Genomic DNA, 26,094 nt, shown 5'->3' with positions numbered 1-26,094 from the left:
GCGGGGATGTTGATGACGACTCAGGTTGCTGGCCAAAAGATGTTTTTAGCAGGAAAATGGGTACACCGTGATAGAACCATTGAAGTTCGGGACCCGCAGGATAACAGAATGATAGACACTGTTCCTGCAGCTTCAAGAGAAGATATGCTGGCTTGTATTGAGCACGCAAAAGAAGGAGCAAAGATTGCCGCCGCCATGCCGGTGTATGAACGGATGGCTGTCATTCATAAAGCGGCAGACTACATTGAAGCCAATAAAGAAAAGTACGCTTTGACCATTGCGAAGGAAGGCAGCAAGACGATCCGTGAAGCTGCAAAAGAAACCGAAAGATGCATTCAGACCCTCCGTATCAGTGCAGAAGAGGCAAGAAGGATTCAGGGGGAGACCATTCCCTTTGACCAAATGGAAGGGAACAACAACCGGGTCGGCTACTATCAGCGTTTTCCAATTGGAATCATTGGCGCGATCACTCCATTTAATGACCCCCTGAACCTGGTCGCCCATAAAGTAGGGCCGGCAATTGCTTCAGGTAACGCTATCATCGTAAAGCCGGCAACGGTCACTCCGCTAAGTGCGCTGCTGCTTGCTGAGGCATTTGCCCATGGGGGGCTGCCTACAAAAGTATTGTCCGTCATTACGGGACATGGAAGCGAGATTGGAGATGTTCTTGTCACTCACCCAGCCATTCGGATGATTTCCTTTACAGGAGGAGTAGAGGCTGGAGAAGAGATTGTAAGAAAAGCCGGCTTAAAAAAGGTGAGTATGGAACTCGGCTCTAATTCTCCGGTTATTGTTCTGGAAGATGCGGACTTGCATGATGCCGTTGAATCCACAGTCTCCGGAGCCTATTGGGCAGCCGGCCAAAACTGCCTGAGTGTGCAGAGAATCTATGTTCAGCAGAGCATTATGTCCGATTTTGAAAAGTCGTTTGTTACGCGAACAAAACAGTATATCGTAGGCGATAAGCTGTCAGAGCTTACCGATATAGGTCCGCTAATCACTGAAAAGGAGGCGATGCGTGTAGAGAGTCTTGTGAATGAAGCCGTTGATAAAGGGGCTGAACTGCTGACAGGAGGCAAGCGTAATCAAGCGTTTTATTCTCCGACCGTTCTAAAGAATATTCCGGATGAAAGCACAATAGCAAAAGAAGAAATTTTTGGCCCGGTTGTACTCCTATACGCTGTTGCGGATGTGGATGAGGCCATTGAAAAATCCAATGAAGTAAGCTACGGGCTGCAGGCAGGTATTTTTACAAAAAACATTGATAAAGCTCAAAAAGCGATTGCCAGGATGGATGTAGGAGGCATCATGATCAACGACAGCAGTGACTACCGAATCGATGCCATGCCGTTTGGCGGGGTGAAGAAGTCAGGCTTGGGACGGGAAGGAATTAAATTTGCGATACAAGAAATGACAGAACCAAAAGTCGTTTGTTATAAACTATCTAACTGAAAAGAGATGAGTGAGAAAACAAGCAAGATTTACGGTATTAAGAGGAGGTACGATGTGGAAAGAGGACAAATAGAAAAGCTGACCAAAGAGGATATCACAGTTGTTGACAATAAAATTGCGAAAAAATCAATATTTGGAACATCTCTAGGCAATGCCATGGAGTGGTTTGATTTTGGCATCTATTCCTACTTAGCGGTTACGATTGGTAAAGTATTTTTCCCTGAAATCGATCCTTCTGCCCAGTTAATCTATGCTTTTGCAACGTTTGCGGTGGCATTTATCGCGAGGCCGATCGGCGGTATAGTGTTTGGAATGATGGGTGACCGTTTAGGCCGAAAGAAAGTTTTGGCCATAACGTTAATCATGATGGCCATTGCCACATTAAGCATCGGACTCATTCCGGGCTATGCAACGATCGGAGCCGCAGCACCAGTTTTATTGCTTGTTGCAAGAATGATACAAGGCTTTTCTACCGGAGGAGAGTATGCAGGTGCGATGACGTTTATCGCTGAATCTACACCTGATAAGAAACGAGGGTTTATGTCAAGCGGCCTTGAAGTCGGAACACTTGTCGGGTTCATCGCCGGATCGGGATTAGTTACTCTGCTTACCTTTCTGCTTGGATCTGAAACTATGCTTGAATGGGGCTGGAGAATTCCTTTCTTAATTGCCGCACCTTTAGGGCTGATCGGGTTTTATTTCAGATCGCATCTGGAAGAAACCCCGGCATTCCAGGCGATGAAGGAATCGGCAAAAGAGAGGAAACAGCAAACCTCCCTGAAACATATTTTTACGGAGCACTGGCGTTCTCTTTTGATTTGCATTGGCGTCGTTTTTTTCTATAACACCATAAACTATATGATTCTTACGTATATGCCCTCTTATTTATCAGAACAGCTTGGTTTTGGTGAAACAAAGGGGCTGGTCCTCATCCTATTTGTCATGATTGCAATGATTCCCTTTGTTTTGGCAATGGGATACTGGGGTGATCGGATTGGAAGAAACCGCCTGATTAAAGGAGCGTTAATCGGTACGATCGTACTCAGCATTCCGGCGTTCCTCATGATGGGCATGGGTTCAAGCATTTTGGCTTTTCTGGGATTGCTGACCCTGAGCTGTTTGTTTACAGCCTTTCAAGGCACATTACCTGCTGCATTGCCGTCGTTTTTTTTCACAGAGGTACGATATGGTTCCTTGGCGATAACGTACAATGTTTCAACCTCCATCTTTGGCGGAACTACACCTTTAATCGTAGCATGGCTCGTTAAAGCAACGAATAACAGTATGCTGCCAGCTTATTATTTGATCACGGTCTGTGTTATCGGGATTATTGTAGTAGCATTATTCGTTAAAGAAACAGCAGGAAGGTCATTAAGGGGATCGTACCCAGCTGTAGAAGATCCTGGTGAGATAAAGGAAATACTAATGAATTCAGAGGAAGCTTTGTGGTGGAAGGAAGAAGTTCGGGAGAGAAATGAAAGAGCAGCATTGAAAGAAAAAATAAGCATTTTGGGATCTCAGCAGAAAATATAGTAAACATCCAATAAAATTGTTGCAGGCTGCCGAGGTTGACTCGGCAGCCTTTTGATATGAAAATGGTTAGTTTGGGATCGATTTAGGGAAAAGGTTTAGTACAACAACTTTTAATTTTATGCAGTATGAGGAGGCACGCTGTGGATAGAAAAAATAGTAATAGATTACAAAAAGAAGATATTACGGTTGTTGATACAAAAATCGCAAAACAATCGATCCTGGGGACCTCGCTTGGTAATGCCATGGAATGGTTTGATTTTGGTATTTATTCTTATTTAGCGGTAACCATTGGCAAAGTTTTTTTCCCTGAAGTCGATTCTTCTGCCCAGGTGATTTATGCTTTCGCTACATTTGCAGTAGCATTTATCGCGAGGCCGATCGGCGGTGTAGTGTTTGGAATAATGGGTGACCGTTTAGGGCGAAAAAAGGTACTGGCCATTACATTGATCATGATGGCGATTGCAACACTCAGCCTCGGGCTAATACCCGGCTATAAGTCCATCGGGATTGCGGCGCCCATCCTTCTGCTGGTTGCCAGATTGGTGCAAGGCTTCTCAACCGGCGGAGAATACGCTGGGGCCATGACGTTTATTGCAGAATCAACTCCGGATAAAAAGCGCAGTTTTATGTCAAGCGTTTTAGAGGTAGGAACTTTGGCCGGCTATATTGCTGGTTCAGGGCTTGTGACCCTGCTGACCTTTATTCTAGGTTCGGAAACCATGCTGGAATGGGGCTGGAGAATTCCGTTCTTTATTGCAGCTCCACTAGGTTTAATCGGTTTATATTTCCGTTCTCACCTCGAGGAAACACCTGCTTTTCAGGCAATGGAGGAAGAACAAGAGGAAAAGAAAAAGGATTCGTCTCTTAAAGAAATTTTCCTCAATCATTGGAGGTCCCTATTGATCTGTGTAGGCATTGTCCTCTTTTACAATACAATTGTCTACATGGTGCTAACCTATATGCCGACTTACCTTTCTGAACAGATCGGTTATGGAGAAACAAAAGGGCTGCTGCTCATTCTCATTGTGATGGTTATTATGATTCCTTTCGTTTTGGGAATGGGGTATTTGGGTGACCGGATTGGAAGAAATAAAATTTTGATAGGAGCTTTGATTCTAACCATTATTTTGAGCATACCGGCCTTTATGCTGGCGGGGAATGAAAATGGCAATAATGCCTTCTTCGGAGTGCTGATTTTGGGATGTCTGCTCACCGCTTTTCAGGGAACGCTCCCGGCAACACTTCCTTCTTTATTTTTTACAAACGTTCGATATGGATCACTAGCCATTACTTACAATGTATCTACTTCCATCTTTGGCGGAACGACTCCGCTCATTGTTGCCTGGCTGGTGAAAGAAACCAATAATAAACTGCTGCCGGCCTATTATTTAATGGCGGTCTGTACGATCGGTATTGTTGTTGTAGCTTTCTTTGTCAAAGAAACAGCAGGCCGTTCATTGCGTGGATCTCTTCCAGCTGTTGAAGACCCAGGCGAGATCAAAGAGATCTTGCGGGATCCTGATGAAGCTTTATGGTGGGAAGAAGAAGTGCCAGCTAGTGAGGGAAAACCGGTTGGTGAGAGTAAACAAGCGTAAAACTGCATTTAATGAGGCTGTCGAGGAGACTCGGCAGCCTTTTTTATGGTGTCTCGTCGGCGAATTGAACCAAAATCGAGGAGAATTGAACCAAACTGAATATTGAGATAACTTCGCCGAGGGTTTTACAGATGATTCTCCGTTCATTCATTATTCGGCAGGTTAAAAGAGGATTAGCAGACCGAGAGAAGAATAGTTTTTAGAAGACATGGAATAGAGAAAGGAAGTTACAGATGAAATTGGAAACAGAACGGTTAACCATCATACCCTGCAGCAGACCATACATAGAATCACTATCGCCTGATGCATATCCAATCAGAAACCAAATTAAGTCCCACGTTGAACAGTTAGAACAAGACCCTGAGCTATACGGATGGGGTGTGTGGCTGGTCACAGAAAAGGAAACGGGAATGATTGTCGGAGATATTGGATTCAAAGGGAAACCCAGTGCCGAACGAACAGTAGAGGTCGGTTATGGAATCATTCCGTCTGCTCAGAAAAAAGGATACGCCACCGAATCGGTAAGGGCGATAATCGATTGGGCCTTTTCTTCTGACCAAGTTAACCGTGTCATTGCAGAATGCCTGATAAACAATGATCCTTCCATTCGGGTATTGGAAAAAATGAACATGAAGCGTTTAGGGCAAGAGGGTGAAATGCTGAATTGGGAGTTAAAAAAGGAAGAAGCGGGATTGACTAAGAATACTGGAGCGTTCTCATGATATGAGGGCTGCTTTTTTTATTTTAGTAAAACTTTCAATTCATTTTATGATAAACTGTAATTAATTGGGAGTTGTTTGGGGATTGATCTTAAATAGACTTCAAACAACAAGAGAATAAGCAATTGAAATAGCCTTCAATGGAAATGGGATTTGTTGATGAAAAACGGCTGGGGAGCTGCGTTTATGTTATCTTTTATCGCAGCAGGAATCTATTTATATGTGGTTAATTACGGGTACCAAACCAAAAAAGAGGCACTGCAGAAGGGCTGGACGAAAGAAGCCATTGAATTAAACACGGAGAAGGTTCAATCGGTTACTGTCCCCAATAGCCCTTATGTTCTGGAGATTACGAACGCACCTCATAAAATTTATGTTTTTAAAATAACAAAGCACTTCGGTAAATATAAAGCATCCCTGGCTGATGTAAATCTTTTATATCAGAGCATCAATAAAGATGGAATGTATTTTAACAAAAATTTACTGGAATTTGGTTTCGATACTGACAAACCGAGGAATAAAGATATTTATATTGATCATCAAAAAATGAGATACCTCTCTTTGGGCAAGTACTTTTCTAAAAGCAAGTTTGCCTGGAGCTACCAAAACTTATCCTTTTATTACTCTGAGCATCCAATGGAAACAAAGGCTATTGGTCCTGCATATCACTAAAAGCAGCATTCGAACGAGACATCATGTTCTTGTTCTTTTTTTAATTCATATAGATTAAAAAGCTGGAAAAACGGGTACTAGTACTTCTGACCTGTTTGTAATAAAAATGTAACATTTGTGATATGTATTCGTATTATTTTCTATTAAAATAGTATAAAATTGGTGTTCAGGAAAAATAAACTATTTCAGCATAGGGAACAGCATGGAACAATTTAAGGAGAGTTAATGATGGAAAAGAAAAATTCAGCTTCACGATTGGAAAGAAGAAAACAGAACAAAAGGCCTAAACGTTTTCGAAAATTCCTTACATACAGTACACTAACTTTTCTTGTTCTCTTTCTTTTAGTGGTTATTGGCGGGGGGGCAACCGTATTTTCAGTTGCAAAAGGCGCTCCTGAATTGAACCCCGAAAACCTGAAGTATTCACGTACTTCCACCGTCTATGACATGAACAATGAGAAAGTCGTTTCAATCAGCGGGAAGGAAAAGAGAGATTATGCTCACATTAAAGATATTCCGCCGCTCGTTCGGAACGCTTTTATTGCGACAGAAGACGTTCGATTCTACAAACATAACGGAATTGATACGAAAAGGGTCGCAGGAGCCATTCTTTCCAATATAACTCACGGATTTGGTTCAGAAGGTGCCAGTACAATCACACAGCAGGTTGTAAAAAACTCGTTCTTATCACCAGAAAAGACAGTAACTAGGAAGGTACAAGAAGCCTATTTGGCGATCCAGCTTGAACGGAAATATTCCAAGGATCAGATTCTTGAATTCTATTTAAATAAAATCTATTTCGGAAATAGTGCCTATGGAGTAAAAACAGCAGCAAAAACGTATTTTAATAAGCCTCTGGACCAGCTGACCATCGGCGAGGCTGCATTGCTTGCCGGACTGCCACAGCGTCCGAGCGGGTATGATCCATTCGTACATCCAGAGTTAGCAGAACAGCGAAGGAATGTGGTCTTGTCGCTACTGCACAAAAACGGGTATATTTCTGAGCAGGAAAAAGTAAAAGCGCAGCAGCAGCCAATTAAGAAAATGCTTGTGAAGCCTAAGAAGTCTCAGCCGAGATACGAAGCGTTTTTACAGCAGGTCATTAAAGACGCACGAAAAGAAGGCATTTCTGAAAAAGAACTGTTTGAAGGCGGATTGAAAATCTACACGACGCTGGACCAGGATGCCCAATCTCAAGCAGAAAAAATCTTATCAACGGAGGATTATGTCCGTTACCCAGACAATAAATTTCAGGCGGGGGTCGTTCTCCTTGATACTGAAACCGGCCAGATTCGTGCTATAGGCGGCAACAGGCTGGACGACAACAAACAGGCTATCAGAGGATTTAACTATGCAACCGATACAGAAAGACAGCCGGGATCGACGATTAAACCGATTCTTGACTACGGCCCGGCGATTGAATACTTGAAATGGTCTACGAGTACCCCGATCAAGGATGAGCCGCTCGAAATCAACGGCAAGCAGTTCCAGAACTGGGATAAAACCTATCATGGTACGCTTTCTATGAGAGAAGCACTCGTCCAATCGTATAACATTCCTGCCATAAAAACGTTCCAGGCAGTAGGAGAAGCGAACGCGAAACAGTTTGCAGGAAACCTTGGAATTAAGCTGGATACGATCTATCCGTCCTATGCGATCGGCGGATTCAATAAAGGGGTTTCTCCATTAACGATGGCCGGTGCGTATTCTGCTTTTGGAAACAAGGGCGTCTATCATCAGCCAACAACATTAAGAAAGATTGAATATCCGAATGGAGAAGTGAAGCAGTTTAGCCATCAGCCAAAAACTGCCATGAGCGATTACACAGCTTACATGGTAACGGATATGCTGAAGAGTGTTGTCAATAACGGAACTGGCCGCATGGCTCAGATTCCAGGATTGGATGTAGCCGGTAAGACAGGAACGACGAACCTTCCAGCCAATGTCTATGGCAATGGCTCGACCGATTCATGGTTTGTCGGTTATACCACACGCTATACAGCAGCTGTCTGGACAGGATATGATCACCCGGGCCAGGATGCTTATGTAAAGAAAGAAGACCAAGTGATCGCTAAGCTGATCTTTAAAGAACTGGTATCCCATGTTTCAGCAAATAAGCTCACTGCCGATTTCCAAAAACCGGGATCTGTCGTTTCACGAGGCTCTGAGCTTTACGTGCAAGGAACTTCGATGCCTGCTATAGCACAGCCAAGTCATAAGGAAGACAAAAAAGAAGATCCATCAGCTGATGCTGAAAAAGAAAAGCAAGATAAAGAAAAAGAGAAAAAAGAAGAAGACCAGAAGAAAAAAGATAAACAAGAAAAACCTAAAGATGACGGAAAAACCAAGCCGGATACTCCGGTCGCCCCTCCAAAAGATGATCAGGGCGGAAACGATCAGGGCGGGAATGGCCAGGGTGGAAATGGCGGAACGGATCAAGGAGGAACGGATCAAGGCGGCACCGATCAAGGCGGCACTCAGGATAAGCCGACAGATCCAACCACACCGCCGCCTAAAGATAAACCCGGAGACGGAACCACCAAACCAGGGACAGGTGATAAACCAAAAGATCCTGGCACCACACCGCCGAAAGAGACCAATGATACGAAAAAACCAGGGGGTGCGAAGCCAAGTCCAAGTTCTCTGGATAAGAATACCACGCAAACCGGACAGTAACATAAAACCAGCACCGAGGTTCTGAAGCCAGAACGCCGGTGCTGGTTTTTCATTTTTGTATCGTCATCATTTCTTATAGACACTAATCTTATGATCCAGCATCGTTTCGGTTTTCTGAAGGGTGCTGATTTGCTCCGTCACCGAGTTTCGATGCTCTTGGAGGAGGCGGAGCCGAGCTTCCTGTGTATGTTCTCCTTCTTGATACAGCCTTGAGTATTCCCTTATTTTAGCCAACGGCATTTGCGTCTGTCGTTTGACTTAGAGTAAACTCTAATCCTTATAATCACCACAAGGCAAGAAATTATTGGAGGAGGTACTTTTTATGAAATATACCGTAATTACAGGTGCAAGTTCAGGAATTGGGTTTGAAACGGCGCTTGAATTTGCCGCACGAGGAAAAAACCTGGTAATCGCTGCACGCCGCGAAGAAAAATTGGAGGAGTTAAAGACAGAAATCGCGAAGGTTAATTCAGAATTAGAAGTTGTAGTTCGTGTCACTGACTTATCTGTTGCGAAAAATGCGTACGAGTTGTACGACAGCTTAAAAGATCTCGAAATTGAAACCTGGATCAACAGTGCCGGGTTCGGCAACTTTGCTTCTGTAGGAGATCAAGATTTAAATAAAATAGGAGATATGCTTCATTTAAACATCGAAGCATTGACGATCTTGTCTTCTCTCTTTGTTCGTGATTATGCAAACACAGAGGGTACACAGCTGATTAATATCTCTTCAGCTGGAGGTTATACGATTGTAGGGAGTGCGGTTACGTATTGTGCGACTAAATTTTACGTCAGTGCTTTTACAGAAGGACTTGCACAGGAACTAAAAGCAAACGGAGCAAAAATCCAAGCGAAGGTTCTGGCTCCTGCTGCCACTGAAACCGAATTTGCACAGCGCTCCATGGATTTGGATAAATTTGAGTATGAAGGTGCGGTTCCTGAGTACCACACGGCTAAACAGATGGCTGGATTTTTGCTGGATCTCTATGACAGCAGCAAGGTTGTAGGAATTGTGAATGGCGAAACCTATGAATTTGCGCTTAAAGACCCGATTTATCCGTATGTATCAAGAACAAGATAAATATCATTACTGAAAGGGGCTGTCCAAGAAGTCTGGTAGCTGTTGATCTCCGCTCCAGGCTGCTCGCTTTCCGCGGGGCGTGCGGTGAGCCTTACCGGCGTGAACGCCTACTTTTTGGCGCAAGCGCTTGCGGGAGTCTCACCTGTCACGCTAGTCCCGCAGGAGTCTCACACCTTGCACTCCAATCAACTTTTCATTGAAGATTTTTCACGTCAAAGGAGCTGCCTGAAGGTCAATTTTCAACTTTCAGGACAGCCCCGTTTTAATGGTTACATCCAATCTCTCTTTTGCTTCGTAAAACAGTTATAAAACCATCCAATATATCATGACTCACAGTAAATCCTTTACGTTTATAGAATTCCAGTGCGGTAGTATTGCCATTTGAGACATAAATAAAATAATCTTCCACATCGTCAAATTGCTTGATCCAATCCATGGACATATGAAAAAGTTTGGATCCAATCCCATAGTGCCTGTACTCTTCTTTAATATAAAATTGAGATAAACAGCCTACATGATCTTTGTTAACAGAAGAAAGATCAAAAAAAGTGGCAAATTCATTGGAATAGGCTTCTTTAGGAGAGATATTGGAATAGACATAACCTACAATTTGATCATCATCTTTAACTACCACCGTATAATTGTGAACGGCATTATTTATTGATGGAATCAACCTTGTTTCAAAATTCATGTTGTCAAACAATTCAGGTGTTATGTAGGATTTTGATTTTTGAAAGGCCATGAGTTCATTGCAAATTTCTCTGCAGCATTCAATTTTTTCATCAGGTAAAACTTCATATTTTAACTTCAAAACTATCACTCCTTTATTTATCCTACAAATAATCAACTACGATATAATTTTATTACATAATCAAAGTAAAACAAGTATGCAGTATTTTATTTCTAAGTCAGAAAAAACTGATTAATGGAGAACCAAGGACTTATCATACGAAAGCAGTTTATGGAAATACCACCAAGAGTAGAATACTCACTAACAAAAGCAGAAGAGGACTTGAACCCATCTTTAAAATGACTGGAAGAATGGGGAAAGTCCATGCAAAATTAAAATACGTCTCGAATAATTATGGTATATAATGGAATTCGGTGGATCTTTTAAGGCATGTTTTGATTTTGGGTGGGGTGTGACGAACCGCCCTTACAGAATATTTACGATAGATGTACACAAGAAATCAAGCTTAAAGATGATTTAGTTACGGTAACGATTTTTTTGAGGTGATCCCTTATCCCGAGGAGTGCTATGCGCACGATTTAAAAGGAACGAAATCATTCTTTATAAACAACCGGCCGCTCAATGGCCTGTCTGGCAACATCTCTATTGTGATTTCCATCGTGGTTGCGTTTTGGGCAGTCTTTTTTACGGAAGGGTCCTTAAGGTTTGTTGCCCTTCTCGTTCTTATCCCGATTTTATACCGATTGTACTCTTATCTGGCGTATGAATGGCACTTGGAAGCTTAGGGGAAAGATGGATACATAATAAGGAAAGAGCAAAGGGGAATGAGTGAATGCTTGATTATAAAATTAAAACGTACGAAGAAGCCATTGATATTGTGAATGAAGTAGGGTTGCTGCCGCTTGCTCCTTTGTTTCCCGATTATCCCTCACTTAGCAGTATTACGGTTAAGGAAAATTGGTATACGGAGACCGAATTTGATCCTTGGGGATGGAGAACGCGGTTTGCTGCAGATGGAATAGCCGCGTACGGAAAATTTGTTAAGAAAAAATCTGTTCTCATCTCCCGCGAACTCCTTCCTTATATAAGAACGGTTCTGGGGAATCCAATGTCTGTGAAGGACCGTTATTATAATGGCATGCTGTCAAAAGATGCCTTCGATCTTCACTCACACATCCTGCAGGAAGAAGGAATTGATACGAGGCTTTTAAGGGCAAAGGCTGATATGAAAGCAAAAGAGAAAAAGAAAGCCTTCGACAACGGATTGCTCGAACTTCAGGCCTCTCTTGATATTGTCGTCTCCGGTACAAAGGAGAAACAAAATGCGATCGGGGAAAAAAATGGCTGGAACAGCACTTCCTATGAGACGATTGAGCATTGGACAGAAAAAAATAAGATAGAAAATATAGAGATTGATCGAGAGGAAGCACTCCAGAAACTGTTACAGCATTTTTCAGTAATCAGCAGTCCAGAGTCTATGAAAAAATTCCAGAAACTATTTCTGTAAAAATAGGAGTGGGGCAATGAAACGAGAATTATCCCAGCTGGTTTTTACTTTTGTATTTGCAGTCATTCTGTTTTATTGTGTACGATATTTTCTTGCGACCAACGATGAAGCCATCACTTTCATCCTATGTTTATTTGTTACCCACCAGTTGCCTGAGAAAAATCAGTGGTTTATTGATTGGTATCTATCTTTTAGTACTGAAGGAGAGAACAATGATAGACGATAGACAGAAAAACTCCTGAAGTAATTCAGGAGTTTTCTTCATGCCTCACATATTGGATCAGCGATTAGCATAGAAGGGTTTGGGTATATAAATAGGAGTAGTAGATGAAGCTTGAAGGAGTGAGTAGTTTGGCAGAAAGCAGAACGGTGGGACAATATTTATTGGATTGTTTAAAAAGAGAAGGAATATCAGAAGTCTTCGGGGTGCCGGGTGATTATAACTTTTCATTGCTTGATACGCTTGAAAGCGATAGCGGCCTTTCTTTTATTACGAATAGAAATGAGCTGAATGCAGGATATGCAGCAGATGCATACGCACGAATTAAAGGTATATCGGCACTCATTACAACATTTGGTGTCGGCGAAATGAGTGCGACGAACGCAATTGCCGGCGCATACAGTGAAGACGTGCCTGTGATACATATCGTTGGCTCGCCCAAATCAAAAATGCAGAAGGATAAAGAGCTGGCTCATCACACATTAATGGATGGAGATTATGATGTTTTTCGAAAAGTGTACGAAAACATCACTGCATATACGGCTGTTCTGACACCGGAAAACGCATCTCGGGAAATCCCGGCTGCTATTCAAGCGGCAAAGCAAAAGAAAAAGCCGGTTTATTTAAGTGTTGCGATCGACTTGGTGACTCAGCCGGTCATCTTTCATGAAACGGAAGAAACACAGACGAAGAGCAGTCAAACCGCACTTCAGGCTGCGCTAAAACAGATTACTGGGATGTTGGAAGAGGCAAAGAAAGCAGTCATTCTTGTTGATATGAAAGCCATTCGCTACCGGCTGCAGGATCAAGTGCAGCAGCTAGCAGAACAACTCAAAGTTCCTGTCGCTTCACTCATGCAAGGGAAGAGCGGGTTTGATGAAAGCCATCCACAGTACATCGGTGTATACGGTGGAGCTTTTGGACAGGAAGAGGTAACTAAAACGGTTGAAGAAGCCGACTGCATTTTTGCGATTGGCGTACAATGGACCGATGTGAATACGTCAAAACATACTATTAAACTGAATCCCTTAAAAATTGTTGAGATCCAGCCTGAATCTGTAAAGGTCGGAGCAGCAAGTTATTTGAACGTAAGAGCGGAGGACCTTTTACATGAGTTAACAAAAATTGGATTTAAACAGGAGAGTTCATTCGGTGACATCGCATTTCCTTACGGTACGGTGAGCGGCGGGGGAGAGGAACCAATCAAGGCTGCATCTTACTATCCAAGATTTCAGCACATGCTCAGGGAAAATGATGTGGTTGTTGTTGAGACAGGTTCGTTATCTTATGGAATGTCACAAATCAGGCTGCCGAAAGGAGCGACTTATATTGCACAGGGTGGCTGGCAAAGCATCGGGTTTGCTACTCCTGCGGCGTTCGGGGCATGTATGGCGGCGAAGGACCGGCGTGTTCTTCTTTTTACTGGTGATGGCTCATTGCAGCTGACCGTACAGGAAATCAGCTCGATGCTAGAGAACGGCTGCAAACCCATCATCTTTATTTTGAATAACAATGGATATACGATTGAAAAGTACTTGAACGTTAAAGTGGAGATTGAGAAACAGAAGTATAACGAGATCCCTTCCTGGAATTATACCAAGCTGGCAGAAGCGTTCGGAAGAGAGGCGTTTACGAAACAGGTGAGGACGAACCAGGAACTGGACGATGCCATCACTGAGGCTGAACGATTACAGGGAGAAAAACTTTGTATGATCGAACTGGTCGTTGAAGATCCGATGGACGCGCCGGAATATTTGCAGAAGATGCGTGCATTTTTGGAGAAACAAGAGAACGAGAAGTAATGATAAAGGGGCTGTCCAAGAAGTCTGTAAGCTGTTGATTTCCGTTCCAGGCTGCTCGCTTTTACCGGCGCGAGCTCCTACTTTCGAGGGGCGTGCGGTGAGCCTTACCGGCGTGAACGCCTACTTTTTGGTGCAAGCACCGGCGGGAGTCTCACCTGTCAAGCTAGTCCCGCAGGACAAGGAAAGCTCCGGCAGCGTTATATCGCACGAAGAAAATGTGAAGTTCATTTTCGAGGAGATTCGCATCTTCCACTTCAATTAACTTTTCATTGAAGATTTTTCAAGCCAAAAAAGGGCTGCCTGAAGGTCAATTTTCGACTTTCTGGACAGCCCCTTTTAATTTCTTATAATTGTGCAAATTCCTCTACCAGTTCCTCAAAGCGTTTCAGCGCATTGACGATCGGCTCTGGGGTTGTTAAGTCGACCCCTGTCTTTTTCAAAAGATCGAGCGGATAATCAGAGCTTCCGCTTTTTAAGAAATCCAAGTAGGAGTCAAGGGTCTGTTGGTCGCCGTCTAAGATTTTTGTAGCGAGGTGGATAGCTGACGCAAACCCTGTAGCATATTTGTAAACATAAAATGGACGGTAGAAATGAGGGATTCTGGACCAGCCGTATTTCACTTCTTCATCAAATACCACAGTATCGCTGTTGTATTCTCTAAACAGATTTTCATAGATTTGGTTGAACACCTCAGCATTCAGCGGCTGGCCTTCTTCTGCGAGTGCGTGGGTTTTCATCTCAAACTCGGCAAACATCACTTGCGTAAACAATGTTCCTTTGAACTGATCGATAAAATGATTCAGCAAATGTTTTTTAATATCTTTGTTGGTTTCCTTGTTCAGCAGGTAATTGATCAGAAGTACTTCGTTAACGGTAGAAGCAACCTCCGCGACAAAAATGCTGTAGCCGGCTGTGATTTTTGGCTGATGCTTATTGGAATAATGGCTGTGCATTGCATGTCCCATTTCGTGGGCCAGCGTAAAGAGGCTGTCTAGATCATCCTGATGGTTCAGAAGCACGAAAGGATGAACGCCGTACAACCCAAGATTATAAGCTCCAGAACGTTTTCCGCGTGTTTCCCTAACGTCGATATAACGTGCATTTTTAAACTCTTTCAATCGTTCAACATAATCATTGCCAAGCGGCGCGAGTGCTTTAACCATCGTTTCATAGGCTTCTTCATAGGGAATGTCCAGCTTAACTCCTTTTACAAGGGGGGCGCTAAGATCGTATTGGCGCAGCTCATCAAGTCCCAGTTTCTCTTTTCTGATTTCTGTGTACCGGTGCATGGACTTAATGTTTTCTTTTGTGGTGGCTATGAGATTTTCATAGACTTCTTTCGGTACGTTATCACCAAATAAACCTTTTTCAAGAGCAGAAGGATAGTTGCGGATTTCCGCAAGCGAGACATTGTTTTTAACCGCTGATGAAAGGGTGGATGCAATCGTATTTTTTAATGCCACATAGGGTTCATAATAAGCTTTGTATGCTTCTTTTCTTACTTCACGGTCTTCGTCCTCAATCAATTTGGAATACATGCCTCGGGTCATTTCAGCCTTTTTACCATTTTTATCAGTGACTTCCCCGAACTTAATATCCGCGTTATTAATCATGCTGAATGTGCCGCTTGGAGAGGAGAGCGCTTCACCCAGACGGGAAACAATCTTCTCCTGTTCTTTACTCAGGACATGGGACTTGTAGCGAAAGGAATCAAACAGATCTTCTTCAAAGTAGTTCAGCCCTTCATCCTCTGCGATATATTCCTTCAGCTGTGCTTCGTCCAAACTTAACAGGAAAGGCATAAAGAATGAAGTGGCAGAGCTGATTTTCACTCCGGCATGCTTCGCACGATCCAATAAGGATTGAGAATCTGAGTTTCGAGTATCCACGTCCACATTCAGCATGGCATAAACATAAACGAGATTGAAGGTGCAGGAGAGATCATCTTGTTTAGTGAGATATTCAAGCAGTGACTTACCTGAATCAATGTTTCCATCAAACGCCTTTAATTCTTCAGCCATTACCTTCACCTGTTCATAATCTTTTTCCCATTCAGCCAGTGAAGGATAAATATCGGTCAGGTTCCATTTTTCTTGTTCAGGAACGTCATTTCTTGATTGGTATGTGGTCATATAAGTAACTCCTTCTGCATGAAATATCTTTATTCTCTTATGTGTATTATAGGTCCCATAATATGATTATTGAATTTATTAGACTTATAGGGTGGATTCTCCTTCTTTCAAAGGAAATAAGAGGAAGATGGAGTTGGGCCGTATCGATAATATATCAGGATTATCAATAATAAAAAACCGGCAAGGGCTGTGAAAACTCACAGAACTTGATGTACCGGCTTTCTTTTTTGAAGAATTTCTTTAATTTGGTCAATGGCTTCTGCAATATTATTAACTTTTAAAGTAATTCGCTGGTCTTCTGGATATTCGACATCATGATGCTCGTAACGTGGATCATAATAGTGCTCAAGCAGCAGTCGGACAGCTGAATGATAGTTTCCTTCACTCAGATCATGTTCAATCTGAGCAGCTATTGGTGTATGAATGCGTCGTTTGATCTTTTGAAATGCGGCAAGACATTCCTCGTGATGCTCCCACGGAAGATAGTCTTCAAGGATATGATTGACCCGTTCCTCAATCGGCATGTCCAGGAAAATATGGAGACCTTGCTGCTTTTTATCCGTTACAAAACCCGGAAGCACGACTTTTCCGATTCGTTTGCTCTCAGCCTCCATCAGAACAAAAGGTGTATCTTTCAGTGCAAACAAATGATGAAAAAGGAGAGATTCAAACATTTTCTGGTTGTTTGGCTGAAGACCGATTTCTCCAAAAATGGAACCGCGGTGACCGGCCAATTGCTCAAGATCAAGAACGGGAAATCCTTGCTTGGCAAGCTCTTGAAGGATTAATGTTTTACCGGTGCCGGTATTTCCATGGAGAACGCAGGCTTTGGGAGCAAACTCCATCTCCTCTAGGTTTTTTATAATCCACTGCCGGTACACACGGAAACCGCCCTGCAGCCGGTAAGCACGAATTCCCATGAGATCAAGCACGGTCGCAGTCGTTCTGCTGCGCATTCCTCCTCTCCAGCAAAAAACAGCTTTGGGTCCAGCGATCTTCGAGAATTCTTTAATAAAAGCAGGAAGCTTGGCAGAAACAATCTCGAGTCCTCGTTCCTTAGCGGCTTCAACACTTTGCTGTTTATATAGAGTCCCAACTTCAGCACGTTCTTCATCATTAAAAAGAGGGATGTTCAAACTTCCCGGAATCGTAGAATCCTTAAATTCGGAGGGTGACCGTACATCAATGAGTGTAATCTCTTTTTTATTGTAGGATGACATAAGCTTTTCAATGGCAATATCCTGAAACACTGGTTTTTTCCGCCCTTCTGTACTGCACGTCTATATTCTATTATAAAATACTTCTTCTCTAATTTCATTTTAGCCGAATTTTGGAAAGCTTAAAAATATGTTTTTGCAGGAACTGTGATATAATTTACTATCCAATCTTAAGGTCGGAAAAAAAACTGGGGTGGGGGATCTATGTCTCAAATCAATCATAGTGTTCAAAATGGAAAATCCAACAGCAAAGAGGCAATCTGGGTCATTGTTATATTCATGGCGGTTGCTGCGGCTGGTTTGCTGTATGTAAAATGGTGGCCGTATTTTCAAAAGGTGATCTCAGTTTCAGCTACTCATTCTATCGGTCCATCGATCCTTGGTGATCAAGCAGCTTCGGCGTCACCATGGGTAACTGCTTGGGACTATGCAAAAGTTTATTTTCAGTCTGTATGGAAAGCTGCATTACTGGGGGTCTTACTCGGTTCGTTGATTCAAGTGCTGCTTCCGTCACGATGGCTGCTTAAAGTACTTGGAAAAACATCGTTTGGCAGTACAGCAGCAGGAGGATTGGCGTCCATTCCAGGCATGATGTGTACTTGCTGTGCGGCGCCCATGGCCGTGGGGATGCGCAAGAAGAAAGTGTCGATTGGAGCAAGCCTTGCTTTTTGGCTAGGTAATCCGACCATTAACCCGGCAACCCTGATTTTTATGACATTTGTATTATCATGGAAATTTACGGTACTGCGATTATTCTTTGGAATAATACTCGTGTTTGGTGTCAGTTACTTTGCCAATCGTTTTGCCAAAAACGCTGAGCCGGTAGATATGGAGAAAGTGCCCGAAAGCAAGAACTTTGAGGAAGAGGAAGGACCGTTTTTCATCAGATGGATGAAGAGCCTGGGCACCATGCTGCTCCATATTGGACCAGCTTACATTTTTTCGGTGCTTTTACTTGGTGCAGCACGTGTCTGGCTGTTTCCGCAGCTAAGTGAAACAGCGTCCAACAGCTTGTTTGCTGTTATCGGATTTGCTCTTGCCGGCATGCTGTTCGTTATTCCGACTGCTGCCGAAATTCCAATTATCCAGACGTTTATGCTCGTAGGTCTTGGTGCAGGACCTGCGGCTGCCTTGCTCATTACACTGCCGGCGCTAAGCTTGCCGTCCTTACTCATCGTTTCCAGGTCCTATCCCAAACGTGTTCTGTCGTTTGTCACCTTATCGGTCGTCGTTTTAGGTGTGTTTAGTGGTATGGTGGGAATGCTGTTTCTTTAAGGCTTACTTCTCTCTGACAGAATGGGTTGCACAATTTTACCATAATCGTGTTATACTAATACCAACAATGTGAAGGAGGTATCCAATTAGACATTATGTGGAACTAATCCCCTTGTCGATCATGAAATCTGATTGCACGGCAAGTGATGCTCTGCGGCTTTGGAGCGGGATGGGATACGTATGTCTATAGGAGACCCTCAACGGTTAAATTCAATGTATCAGTGTGCTGAAGCTGGTCTAACGGTCAATGCACTTTGAGGTGTTTTTTCGTATCTTTTTTCGCTTACCCAAAAACCGCAGGAATGCGGTTTTTTTTCGTCTTCAGATATCATGAGTCCCTATTGCCTTTGAACGAAACGCAAAGCGGTGATTTTTGATGACTCTATTAAGCTGTCACGAATTAAGTAAAGAATTTGGCGAGCGCCTGATTTTAAAAGAGGTTTCTTTGGATATAGACAGTAAAGAAAGGATAGGTTTGGTTGGTGTTAATGGAGCGGGAAAGACAACTTTGGCTAACCTGATTTTCGGAACACTTCAGCCCGATAAAGGTTCTATCGTTAAACATAAAAATCCACTGAAGATCGGTTATCTTCAGCAGTCCACCTCCTATACGACTAATACTTTTTCATATATGCAGAGTGAAGAAGAGGATTTTCTGCAGATGACCAGCCGTCTCGGTTTAAAGAAAGTACAGAATTGGGATGAGAGCCGTTTCCAAGGATTAAGCGGCGGGGAGAGGACGAAGCTGGCTATCGCTCATATCTGGTCAGCAAGGCCCGACCTTCTCATACTGGATGAGCCGACCAACCACCTTGATTTTAAAGGAGTCGAATGGCTGATTCAGGAGCTGAGATCATTTACAGGTACCACACTGATCATTTCGCATGACCGGTATTTTCTTGATCAAACCGTGAATCGAATCATTGAACTGGATGATGGCAAGTCTGTTGATTTTCCGGGGAATTATTCATTTTATCGGGAAGAGAAGGAGAGAAGGCACCATGCACAGCTGCATCAGTATGAAACACAGAAAAAGTACGAGAAAAAAATACAGTCTGAGATTGAAAGGCTGGACAGCTGGTCGTCGAAAGCACATAGAGAAGCAGGAAAAGTCGGTAAGATGGCAGAGATGCGCGGCACAAAAGAATTTTACAGAAGCAAAGCAAAGAGCATGGATAAACAGATCAGTTCCCGGATCAAACGCCTGAAAAAGATTGAATTGGAAGGTGTGGAAAAGCCAAAGGAGGAAACAAAAATACAGTTTGGCTGGGACAATCCGGAGAAACGGGGAAAGCGGCTGGTGGATGCGAAGGAAATCTCCAAATCTTTTTGTTCTCGACCGCTCTTTCAGAAAAGCTCGTTTTATATTAAACGAGGTGAAAGACTGGGATTGACAGGTCCGAACGGGTGCGGCAAGACGACGCTCCTTAAAATGCTGACAGGTAGGGAGACCGTCGATTCGGGTGAGCTTTGGATCAGTTCAAGCGCAAAAATGGCCTATCTGACACAGGATGTTACAGACCTCCCATCGGAACAAACGGTAGTAAACTTGATACACGATGTTTTTGAAGTCCGGTCAGAAGCCTCTACGGCCCGGACACTGCTCGCCAATATGGGGTTTGATGAAAGAATGCTGAAGAAGCAGATTCATCAATTGAGTCTTGGTGAACGGATGAGGGTGAAGCTCGCCTTGCTCATCATGCAGAAACATGATCTTCTGATTCTGGATGAGCCGACGAATCACCTTGATCTGGCAAGCAGGGAGCAGCTTGAGGAAGCCTTGCTGTCGTTCAGCGGTACACTGCTTATCGTTTCCCATGACCGCTATTTCCTGGAAAAAACGTGTGAAAAGCTGCTGGTTTTTGAAGATGGAAACATAAGAAAAACGCAAAAGGGCTTTAAAGAGTTTGCTGAAGCCAAACAAAAACCGGTACAGCCGCAAAATCATAAAAAAACGGATCTTCTTGAAAAAAGGATGATTATTGAGAACCGAATCAGTGCTGTTTTGGGAGAGCTTAGCCTCCTGTCTCCTGGTGATAAGGAATACAGGAGGCTGGACCAGGAGTTTAAGCGGCTGATGGAGGAGAAGAGAAAGCTTTCTTAGCAATACGGAATAACCAGACAAAAGCCGTCCCTAAATCCCGGACGGCTTCTGTCATTCTTCCAGCTTTTTAGAAAACTCCTTTAAGGCTTTGTTTTTTCCAATAATGACGAGAAGATCGCCGTTTTTCAAAGAATAATCCGGACTAGGAGCAACCGTAACCTCTTCGTCCGTATGCCGGATTGCAATGACGTTCAGCTGGTATCTGGCTCTGATGTCGAGGGCTTGTATGGTTTGTCCGACCAAGTCTGGAGGAATCTTAATTTCTTCTATACTGTAATCGTCCGATAATTTAAGATGATCGATGATGTTCGGATGCATCAGGTTTTGAGCGAGACGAAGCCCCATATCACGTTCAGGGAAAACCACCTGATCTGCGCCGATTTTGGTCAGTACCAGCCCGTGGCGTTTACTGAGTGCTTTGGCAACAATATAGGGAACTCCTAATTCTTTTAACAGAACGACAGTTAAAATACTGGCTTCCATGTCATCCCCGATTGCAACGATTACAACATCAAAGTTTCGGACACCAAGGCCTTTCATACTGTCCTCATCTGTACTGTCAGCGATAAATGCCTGACTCAGGCCATTCTGTAGATCTTCCACCTTTTCTTCGTTAATATCAATACCAATAACCTCGTTGTCTTCCTCATAGAGTGCTCTTGCTAAATGTGATCCAAACCTTCCGAGTCCGATTACTGCATATTGTTTCTTCATGCTCTGATTCCTCTCCTTCATTTTAGCCGATCATATATTTTCCTTTTGGATAGCGATAGAGTTCTTTTTCATTTTGTTTAGCCAAAGCGATGGCCACGGTCAGAGGTCCCAGCCTACCGATAAACATCGTTAGTGCAATAATAATTTTGCCGAACGAAGAAAGATCGGGTGTAAGTCCCATGGACAATCCCACCGTTCCGAATGCAGAGACCGCCTCAAACAGGATTTTCAAAAAGTTGTTTTCCTGTTCTGTGATCGAGAGCAACATCGTCACCACAATAACAAGAATCAATGCACTTAAAATAACGGTCAATGCTTTATAGATCATGGTCGGAATAATCCGCTGTTTAAAGAACACCACATCCTCTTTTCCTTTGATCTGTGACCAGGCCGCTCCAAACAATGTCACAAATGTCGTTGTCTTAATCCCGCCGCCGGTTGATCCTGGTGAAGCCCCGATAAACATAAGAATAATCGTTAGCAACAGAGTAGGATGAGTCAGGTCCGGAATGTTCAGAGTATTGGAACCGGCCGTCCTTGGAGTTACTGCTTGATAAAAAGAAGCCAGGAGCTTACCAGAAGGAGATAGAGGCTGAAGGGTCTTGCTGTTATGCATCTCCAACAGGAAGACAAGAACGGTGCCGGCCACAAGCAGGATAGCGGTCGTGGAAAGCACGACCTTCGTATGTAAAGAAATATTTTTTAGTTTTTTCCGATGTTCGATAAGCTCACTGACAACTATAAATCCAATTCCTCCTAGAATTATAAGGATTCCGATTGTCAGCGTAACGACGGGGTCTTCTTTATAATCCGTCAAACTCTTAAATCCTCCCATAATGTCAAAGCCTGCATTATTAAAATTAGAAACGGAATGAAAGATGCCAAAATAAATGGCTTTCTTGACTGGCATGTCCATGGCAAAGCGGAATGAAAGCAAGATGGAGCCAAGCAGTTCCGAAACAAACGTAAACAGAACAATGGTTTTCGCCACTTTTACAATGCCTTGGGTGGAGGAATTATTTAACGCTTCCTGCAGAAGAAGACGTTCACGAAACGAAATTCTCCGGCCGACGATTAATGCAAAAAAGGTGGAGAACGTCATAAATCCAAGACCGCCAATTTGAATGAGAGAGAGTATAACCATTTGTCCGAAAACGGTAAAGGTATCTCCGGTATCCACGACGATCAGCCCCGTGACACACGTTGCTGAAGTTGAGGTGAAAAAGGCATTAAGAAAAGACATTCCTTGGCCGCTACGAGTTGCTTCAGGCAAGCAAAGGAGAAAAGCTCCGGCCAAAATGATAGCGGCAAAGCCTAATACCAGTATTTTAGGAGGAGTCAATGCAAAGAGCTTCCTGCGATTTCGATCTGTCATATTTGGCCTTCCTTTCAGCAAATGGTGATTGTGTATTACCCTTTATTATCCGATTTTAATGCTTAATTATAACGGCAGTAGTTTATTGTTTTGTTTTTGTTTAATTGTTAAAGGATATAAATACTTTACATCAAGAATATGGAATAATATGGAACTCATTCAAGGCCATTCAGGCATAAAAAAAACAGCCCACCTGAACCGTGCAGATGGGCTGTTTCCTTATTTTTTTACTCCCGTATAAATGTGAATCGCATCTCTCAAGAACTCAGCAGTCCCCAGCTGGTCTTTGTCATAGTGCTGTTTGAACCGTTCGTCGTCCACGTACATTTGCGCCAGGCCTGCATGAGCTTCTTTGCTGTATTCATTCCAGTAAAAGCAGAGCCATTGCTTATGAAGTTCTGCCGCCTTCTGGGCAAGATCTCCAGCAGGATCCCCTGTTTTAAAGGCTTCAGCTAAAGAGGTCTTCAGTTCGTCCGCCAAATGATTTGCTTCATCATGATCTTCCTTCGTCATGTTTTTCAGCTTTTCATTGGATTGATTAATCATATCATCACCGTATTTTTCACGAATCTCTTTTCCGTATTGTTTCTCGTTATCATCAATGAGCTTCTGTTTAAAGCCTTCGAATTTTTCTTGATCTGTCATCGTCATTCTCCCTTCAGATGAAGCAATCGTTTTTTCCACATTCGTAATAAGCAGTTCCAATTGCTTTTTCTTGTCAAGGAGCTTCTCACGGTGTTCTTTAAGAGCCTCAGTCCCGTTAAAGGAAGGGTCAGTCATAATCTCCTTAATCTTTTCCAGACTGAGTCCGAGCTCCCGGTAGAATAAAATCTGCTGCAGACGGTCGACTTCCGGCTGGCCATAGATCCGGTAACCTGAAGAATTGATCCTTGCCGGCTTAAGGATGCCAATCTCATCATAATACCTTAGTGTTCTCGTACTGATTCCGGCCAGTCTTCCCAGCTTTTGCACCGTATATTCCATGTGATTACCTCCTGACATCCTAAATGTACACCTTGACGCAGCGTCAATGTCAAACCTGCTTTTAAAAGGCTCATTTCTAAAAGATTGTTGCTTTGGGAACATTTTTGTAAAGAGCTTCATTGACAAGTGGATTGGAGCGGAAGGTGCGAGACTCATCGAAAATGAATTTCACATTTTCTTCGTGCGATATAACGCTGCCGAAGCCTTCCTTGTCCTGCGGGACGAGCGTGACAGGGGAAACCCGCAGGCGCTTGCGCCGAGGGGTTCAGCGCACGCCCCGCGGAAAGGGAGCAGCCTAAAACGGAAATCAACCACTCCCAAGGGCAACAAAGGTTACGAAAAAAGCCTTTAACAATAATAAAACCTGCTCAGGATAAAAAGAGCAGGGTAGAGTGAAAAGCTACATGAGTTCTCCTGTCATGACAGACATGAAGTCATGATAGAACCAGTAAAAAATAAAATCGAACGCAATACGATGTTTCTTTTCACCATTGTTCAAATCGGCATAAGGCCGGATATCAGCGATGCTCTGTCCCTTTGTCACCCCGCTGTTCGTATCAATGTATACAGGAAGATGACGAAACGAGAACATGTTCTGATGCAGAGTTGCCATCAGAGTGAGTGCATCATGAACCGGGCTTCCTTTAATACTGGGATTGCGCTTCTTATAAAACTCATAATAAAAATCGAGCAGAGGCTTAATAATTTTAGCTTTTCCTTTAGACTGAATGTAATCGACCATCTGGGGTGTGACGATGGCCCGGTCTGTTACATTCAGGGGAATAATCGTTACATTATTGGCATAGTGAAGAACGATTTTTGCGGCAATAGGATCTCCGTGAAAGTTCGCTTCGGAAACAGCCGTAACATTGCCCGGCACCCAAAATGCACCGCCCATAATGTACACTTCTTTTACTTTATTCATCACGTCATTGTATAGGATGTACATGCTGGCAAGGGAAGTTAATCTGCCTGTATTAACAATCGTCAATTCACCCGGGTACTGGTTGATGAGTGAGACAACGTCATAAAAGTTTTCAGTGAAACCTTGAGAGGGAAGCTGTTGGGGAGGTTTGATGTATCCCAAGCCGTACTCTCCGTGCACTTCCGGATAAAAGATGGGATCTTCTCCTGTCAACGGTTTTTCAGCACCGAGTATGACCTTTGTATGCTGGGAAATATTAAATAGATTTACCAGATACGTAATATTGCGCAATCCCATTACCCTGGGAACATTTCCGTAGTCTGCGACCACTCCTATAATATCCACCTGTTTACTTAAATACCCGTAAATTAAGGCAATCGTGTCATCGATGCCAACATCCGCAAAAAGCAAAACCTTTTTGGCCATGGTATCACCTAATTAAATGTTTTTTACAACATATGACTGGAGGATATGTAAAAGAATGTAAAATGGAGGAGGACTTTAGGCTTATCTTTAAAGGAAAAAAGTCTGATAGGAGAGAATGTGTCCTAGGTGCCTGTTCTAAAGTGTCAATGCCTGATTCATAGGAGGAATGACAACGGATCCTGCGGGCTCGCTTCCATTTAATCGCTTCATAAAGAATGGGTAACCCTTAAAGAGGAGAGGATTGAATGAAAAAATCTTTTGCCGCATTGCTGGCGGCGAGTACTTTGTTCTCTTTTGCCCCGTTGACCGCCTATGCCGACCATCAGGAAGAACAAAAAAATAGGGAGGTTGAGTATGTCGCGTTAGGAGATTCAATAGCCGCAGGAATGACGCCTTATGGTGACATTGACAAGAGCTATCCGGATTTTATTCAAAGCTATTTTAAAAGATCCCACGTGAAGCTAACAGATTATGATAATTTTGGTGTCCCAGGCTATACTTCAGAACAGCTGAAAGAGGAGGTTTTAAACAATTCAGACGTGATGAAGGAGATTAAAGAAGCAACCCATATTACGATCAATATTGGGGCAAATGATCTTTTTCGCAAACTGATGACCGATCCAGCACATGCTTCTGAAGGAATTGCGACGGCCAGTGCCAACCTTCAGTTTATCCTTCAGGCAATCGATAAGCTAAATCCAAATGTGCATGTATATGTGATGGGGTATTACAATCCTTTCTCTTATTATGATCAGGATAGCCAAGCGTTCTTAGTTCCTTTGAATAACGCATTGAATTCTGCTATTAAGGAGGCAGCTGTATCAAATGGCGATTCATATGTCCCGACAGGTGGAGCCATCGATCCACATTTCCAGAAATACATGCCCAATCCGGAAGATAACCACCTCAACATCAAAGGATATAAAGTGATCGCTAAAGAGTTTTGGAGGGTGATAAAAAAGGATGTGAAGTAAGGGGAAAAGAGGACCGAGGT

At 43.2% G+C, this 26,094-nt stretch carries 23 protein-coding genes and 1 pseudogene; 16 read left to right on the top strand and 8 right to left on the bottom strand.

Translation table 11 applies throughout. From position 1 onward, the window contains the following. Positions 1 to 12 precede the first annotated feature (12 nt). From OKX00_RS16885 to OKX00_RS16860, 6 genes are all read left to right on the top strand, one after another. Positions 13 to 1,452 carry an aldehyde dehydrogenase family protein gene (locus tag OKX00_RS16885; protein ID WP_265408132.1) on the top strand — a complete coding sequence of 480 codons (1,440 nt, stop codon included), beginning with the start codon at positions 13 to 15 and terminating at the stop codon, positions 1,450 to 1,452. A gap of 6 nt (positions 1,453 to 1,458) precedes the next feature. Beyond that, a complete protein-coding gene (gene proP / locus OKX00_RS16880; protein WP_416054250.1) occupies positions 1,459 to 2,985 on the top strand; it encodes a glycine betaine/L-proline transporter ProP in 1,527 nt (508 codons plus the stop codon). Between the two features lie 125 nt (positions 2,986 to 3,110). Next, entirely contained in the window at positions 3,111 to 4,580 is a 1,470-nt protein-coding gene (locus tag OKX00_RS16875) for an MFS transporter (protein ID WP_062235651.1), read from the top strand. A 233-nt stretch (positions 4,581 to 4,813) separates the two neighbouring features. Then, entirely contained in the window at positions 4,814 to 5,302 is a 489-nt protein-coding gene (locus tag OKX00_RS16870) for a GNAT family N-acetyltransferase (RefSeq protein WP_265408130.1), read from the top strand. A gap of 183 nt (positions 5,303 to 5,485) precedes the next feature. Next, the gene (locus OKX00_RS16865) at positions 5,486 to 5,971 is read left to right on the top strand and encodes an SRPBCC family protein (RefSeq protein ID WP_265408129.1); all 486 of its coding nucleotides are present in this window, start codon (positions 5,486 to 5,488) and stop codon (positions 5,969 to 5,971) included. 228 nt (positions 5,972 to 6,199) lie between these two features. Continuing rightward, entirely contained in the window at positions 6,200 to 8,647 is a 2,448-nt protein-coding gene (locus OKX00_RS16860) for a transglycosylase domain-containing protein (RefSeq protein ID WP_265408128.1), read from the top strand. A 66-nt stretch (positions 8,648 to 8,713) separates the two neighbouring features. On the opposite strand, the pseudogene OKX00_RS16855 reads toward OKX00_RS16860, so the two are convergent. Continuing rightward, positions 8,714 to 8,899 (bottom strand): annotated as a pseudogene (locus OKX00_RS16855) (MerR family DNA-binding protein); the annotation flags it as partial. Between the two features lie 70 nt (positions 8,900 to 8,969). On the opposite strand from OKX00_RS16855, the gene OKX00_RS16850 reads away from it, so the two are divergent. Together OKX00_RS16850 and OKX00_RS16845 are read left to right on the top strand one after the other, a co-directional pair. Next, positions 8,970 to 9,728 carry an SDR family NAD(P)-dependent oxidoreductase gene (locus OKX00_RS16850; protein ID WP_265408127.1) on the top strand — a complete coding sequence of 253 codons (759 nt, stop codon included), beginning with the start codon at positions 8,970 to 8,972 and terminating at the stop codon, positions 9,726 to 9,728. A 42-nt stretch (positions 9,729 to 9,770) separates the two neighbouring features. Beyond that, entirely contained in the window at positions 9,771 to 10,037 is a 267-nt protein-coding gene (locus OKX00_RS16845; protein WP_265408126.1) for a hypothetical protein, read from the top strand. Here OKX00_RS16845 and OKX00_RS16840 read toward each other — a convergent pair. Further along, positions 9,991 to 10,539, bottom strand: coding sequence for a GNAT family N-acetyltransferase (locus OKX00_RS16840; protein WP_265408125.1), 549 nt, complete (start codon positions 10,537 to 10,539; stop codon positions 9,991 to 9,993). The two genes, OKX00_RS16845 and OKX00_RS16840, sit on opposite strands and share 47 nt — an antisense overlap. Positions 10,540 to 10,653: 114 nt before the next feature. Between OKX00_RS16840 and OKX00_RS23255 the strand changes: the two genes are divergently transcribed. The 5 genes from OKX00_RS23255 to OKX00_RS16820 all read left to right on the top strand — a co-directional run bounded on the left by OKX00_RS23255 (position 10,654) and on the right by OKX00_RS16820 (position 14,210). Beyond that, complete coding sequence (locus OKX00_RS23255) at positions 10,654 to 10,761, top strand: winged helix-turn-helix transcriptional regulator (protein WP_322114325.1); 108 nt, start codon at positions 10,654 to 10,656, stop codon at positions 10,759 to 10,761. A gap of 490 nt (positions 10,762 to 11,251) precedes the next feature. Next, positions 11,252 to 11,926 (top strand): AlkZ-related protein, encoded by a 675-nt coding sequence (locus OKX00_RS16835; protein WP_265408124.1) that lies wholly within the window; start codon positions 11,252 to 11,254, stop codon positions 11,924 to 11,926. A 16-nt stretch (positions 11,927 to 11,942) separates the two neighbouring features. Continuing rightward, positions 11,943 to 12,152: a hypothetical protein gene (locus OKX00_RS16830; RefSeq protein ID WP_265408123.1), complete on the top strand. Its 210-nt coding sequence runs from the start codon at positions 11,943 to 11,945 to the stop codon at positions 12,150 to 12,152. Between the two features lie 101 nt (positions 12,153 to 12,253). Beyond that, the gene (locus OKX00_RS16825) at positions 12,254 to 13,948 is read left to right on the top strand and encodes an alpha-keto acid decarboxylase family protein (RefSeq protein ID WP_265408122.1); all 1,695 of its coding nucleotides are present in this window, start codon (positions 12,254 to 12,256) and stop codon (positions 13,946 to 13,948) included. Positions 13,949 to 13,982: 34 nt separating this feature from the next. Beyond that, entirely contained in the window at positions 13,983 to 14,210 is a 228-nt protein-coding gene (locus OKX00_RS16820) for a hypothetical protein (RefSeq protein WP_265408121.1), read from the top strand. Between the two features lie 82 nt (positions 14,211 to 14,292). On the opposite strand, the gene pepF is transcribed toward OKX00_RS16820, so the two are convergent. Together pepF and mnmH are read right to left on the bottom strand one after the other, a co-directional pair. Beyond that, positions 14,293 to 16,080 (bottom strand): oligoendopeptidase F, encoded by a 1,788-nt coding sequence (gene pepF / locus OKX00_RS16815; protein WP_265408120.1) that lies wholly within the window; start codon positions 16,078 to 16,080, stop codon positions 14,293 to 14,295. 197 nt (positions 16,081 to 16,277) lie between these two features. Further along, positions 16,278 to 17,330 carry a tRNA 2-selenouridine(34) synthase MnmH gene (gene mnmH, locus OKX00_RS16810; protein WP_265408119.1) on the bottom strand — a complete coding sequence of 351 codons (1,053 nt, stop codon included), beginning with the start codon at positions 17,328 to 17,330 and terminating at the stop codon, positions 16,278 to 16,280. Positions 17,331 to 17,501: 171 nt separating this feature from the next. On the opposite strand from mnmH, the gene OKX00_RS16805 reads away from it, so the two are divergent. Both OKX00_RS16805 and abc-f read left to right on the top strand, forming a co-directional pair. Beyond that, complete coding sequence (locus OKX00_RS16805) at positions 17,502 to 18,572, top strand: permease (RefSeq protein ID WP_265408118.1); 1,071 nt, start codon at positions 17,502 to 17,504, stop codon at positions 18,570 to 18,572. Positions 18,573 to 18,948: 376 nt separating this feature from the next. Beyond that, positions 18,949 to 20,676 (top strand): ribosomal protection-like ABC-F family protein, encoded by a 1,728-nt coding sequence (gene abc-f, locus OKX00_RS16800; protein WP_265408117.1) that lies wholly within the window; start codon positions 18,949 to 18,951, stop codon positions 20,674 to 20,676. Positions 20,677 to 20,727: 51 nt separating this feature from the next. Here the strand turns inward: abc-f and OKX00_RS16795 are convergent, their stop codons facing one another. The 4 genes from OKX00_RS16795 to OKX00_RS16780 all read right to left on the bottom strand — a co-directional run bounded on the left by OKX00_RS16795 (position 20,728) and on the right by OKX00_RS16780 (position 25,100). Beyond that, positions 20,728 to 21,390 (bottom strand): potassium channel family protein, encoded by a 663-nt coding sequence (locus OKX00_RS16795; protein ID WP_265408116.1) that lies wholly within the window; start codon positions 21,388 to 21,390, stop codon positions 20,728 to 20,730. A 22-nt stretch (positions 21,391 to 21,412) separates the two neighbouring features. Further along, positions 21,413 to 22,765, bottom strand: coding sequence for a TrkH family potassium uptake protein (locus OKX00_RS16790; protein WP_265408115.1), 1,353 nt, complete (start codon positions 22,763 to 22,765; stop codon positions 21,413 to 21,415). A 219-nt stretch (positions 22,766 to 22,984) separates the two neighbouring features. Further along, the gene (locus OKX00_RS16785) at positions 22,985 to 23,749 is read right to left on the bottom strand and encodes a MerR family transcriptional regulator (protein WP_265408114.1); all 765 of its coding nucleotides are present in this window, start codon (positions 23,747 to 23,749) and stop codon (positions 22,985 to 22,987) included. Between the two features lie 400 nt (positions 23,750 to 24,149). Next, positions 24,150 to 25,100 (bottom strand): nucleoside hydrolase, encoded by a 951-nt coding sequence (locus tag OKX00_RS16780; RefSeq protein WP_062239320.1) that lies wholly within the window; start codon positions 25,098 to 25,100, stop codon positions 24,150 to 24,152. Between the two features lie 245 nt (positions 25,101 to 25,345). On the opposite strand from OKX00_RS16780, the gene OKX00_RS16775 reads away from it, so the two are divergent. Continuing rightward, positions 25,346 to 26,074 carry an SGNH/GDSL hydrolase family protein gene (locus OKX00_RS16775; RefSeq protein WP_265408113.1) on the top strand — a complete coding sequence of 243 codons (729 nt, stop codon included), beginning with the start codon at positions 25,346 to 25,348 and terminating at the stop codon, positions 26,072 to 26,074. Positions 26,075 to 26,094: the final 20 nt, after the last annotated feature.

The sequence above is a fragment of the Fictibacillus sp. KU28468 genome (assembly GCF_026153615.1).
GTDB lineage: Bacteria > Bacillota > Bacilli > Bacillales > Fictibacillaceae > Fictibacillus_C > Fictibacillus_C marinisediminis.
Note: the sequence above shows the minus strand (reverse complement) of the source record. Positions and strands in the feature narration are given on the sequence as shown.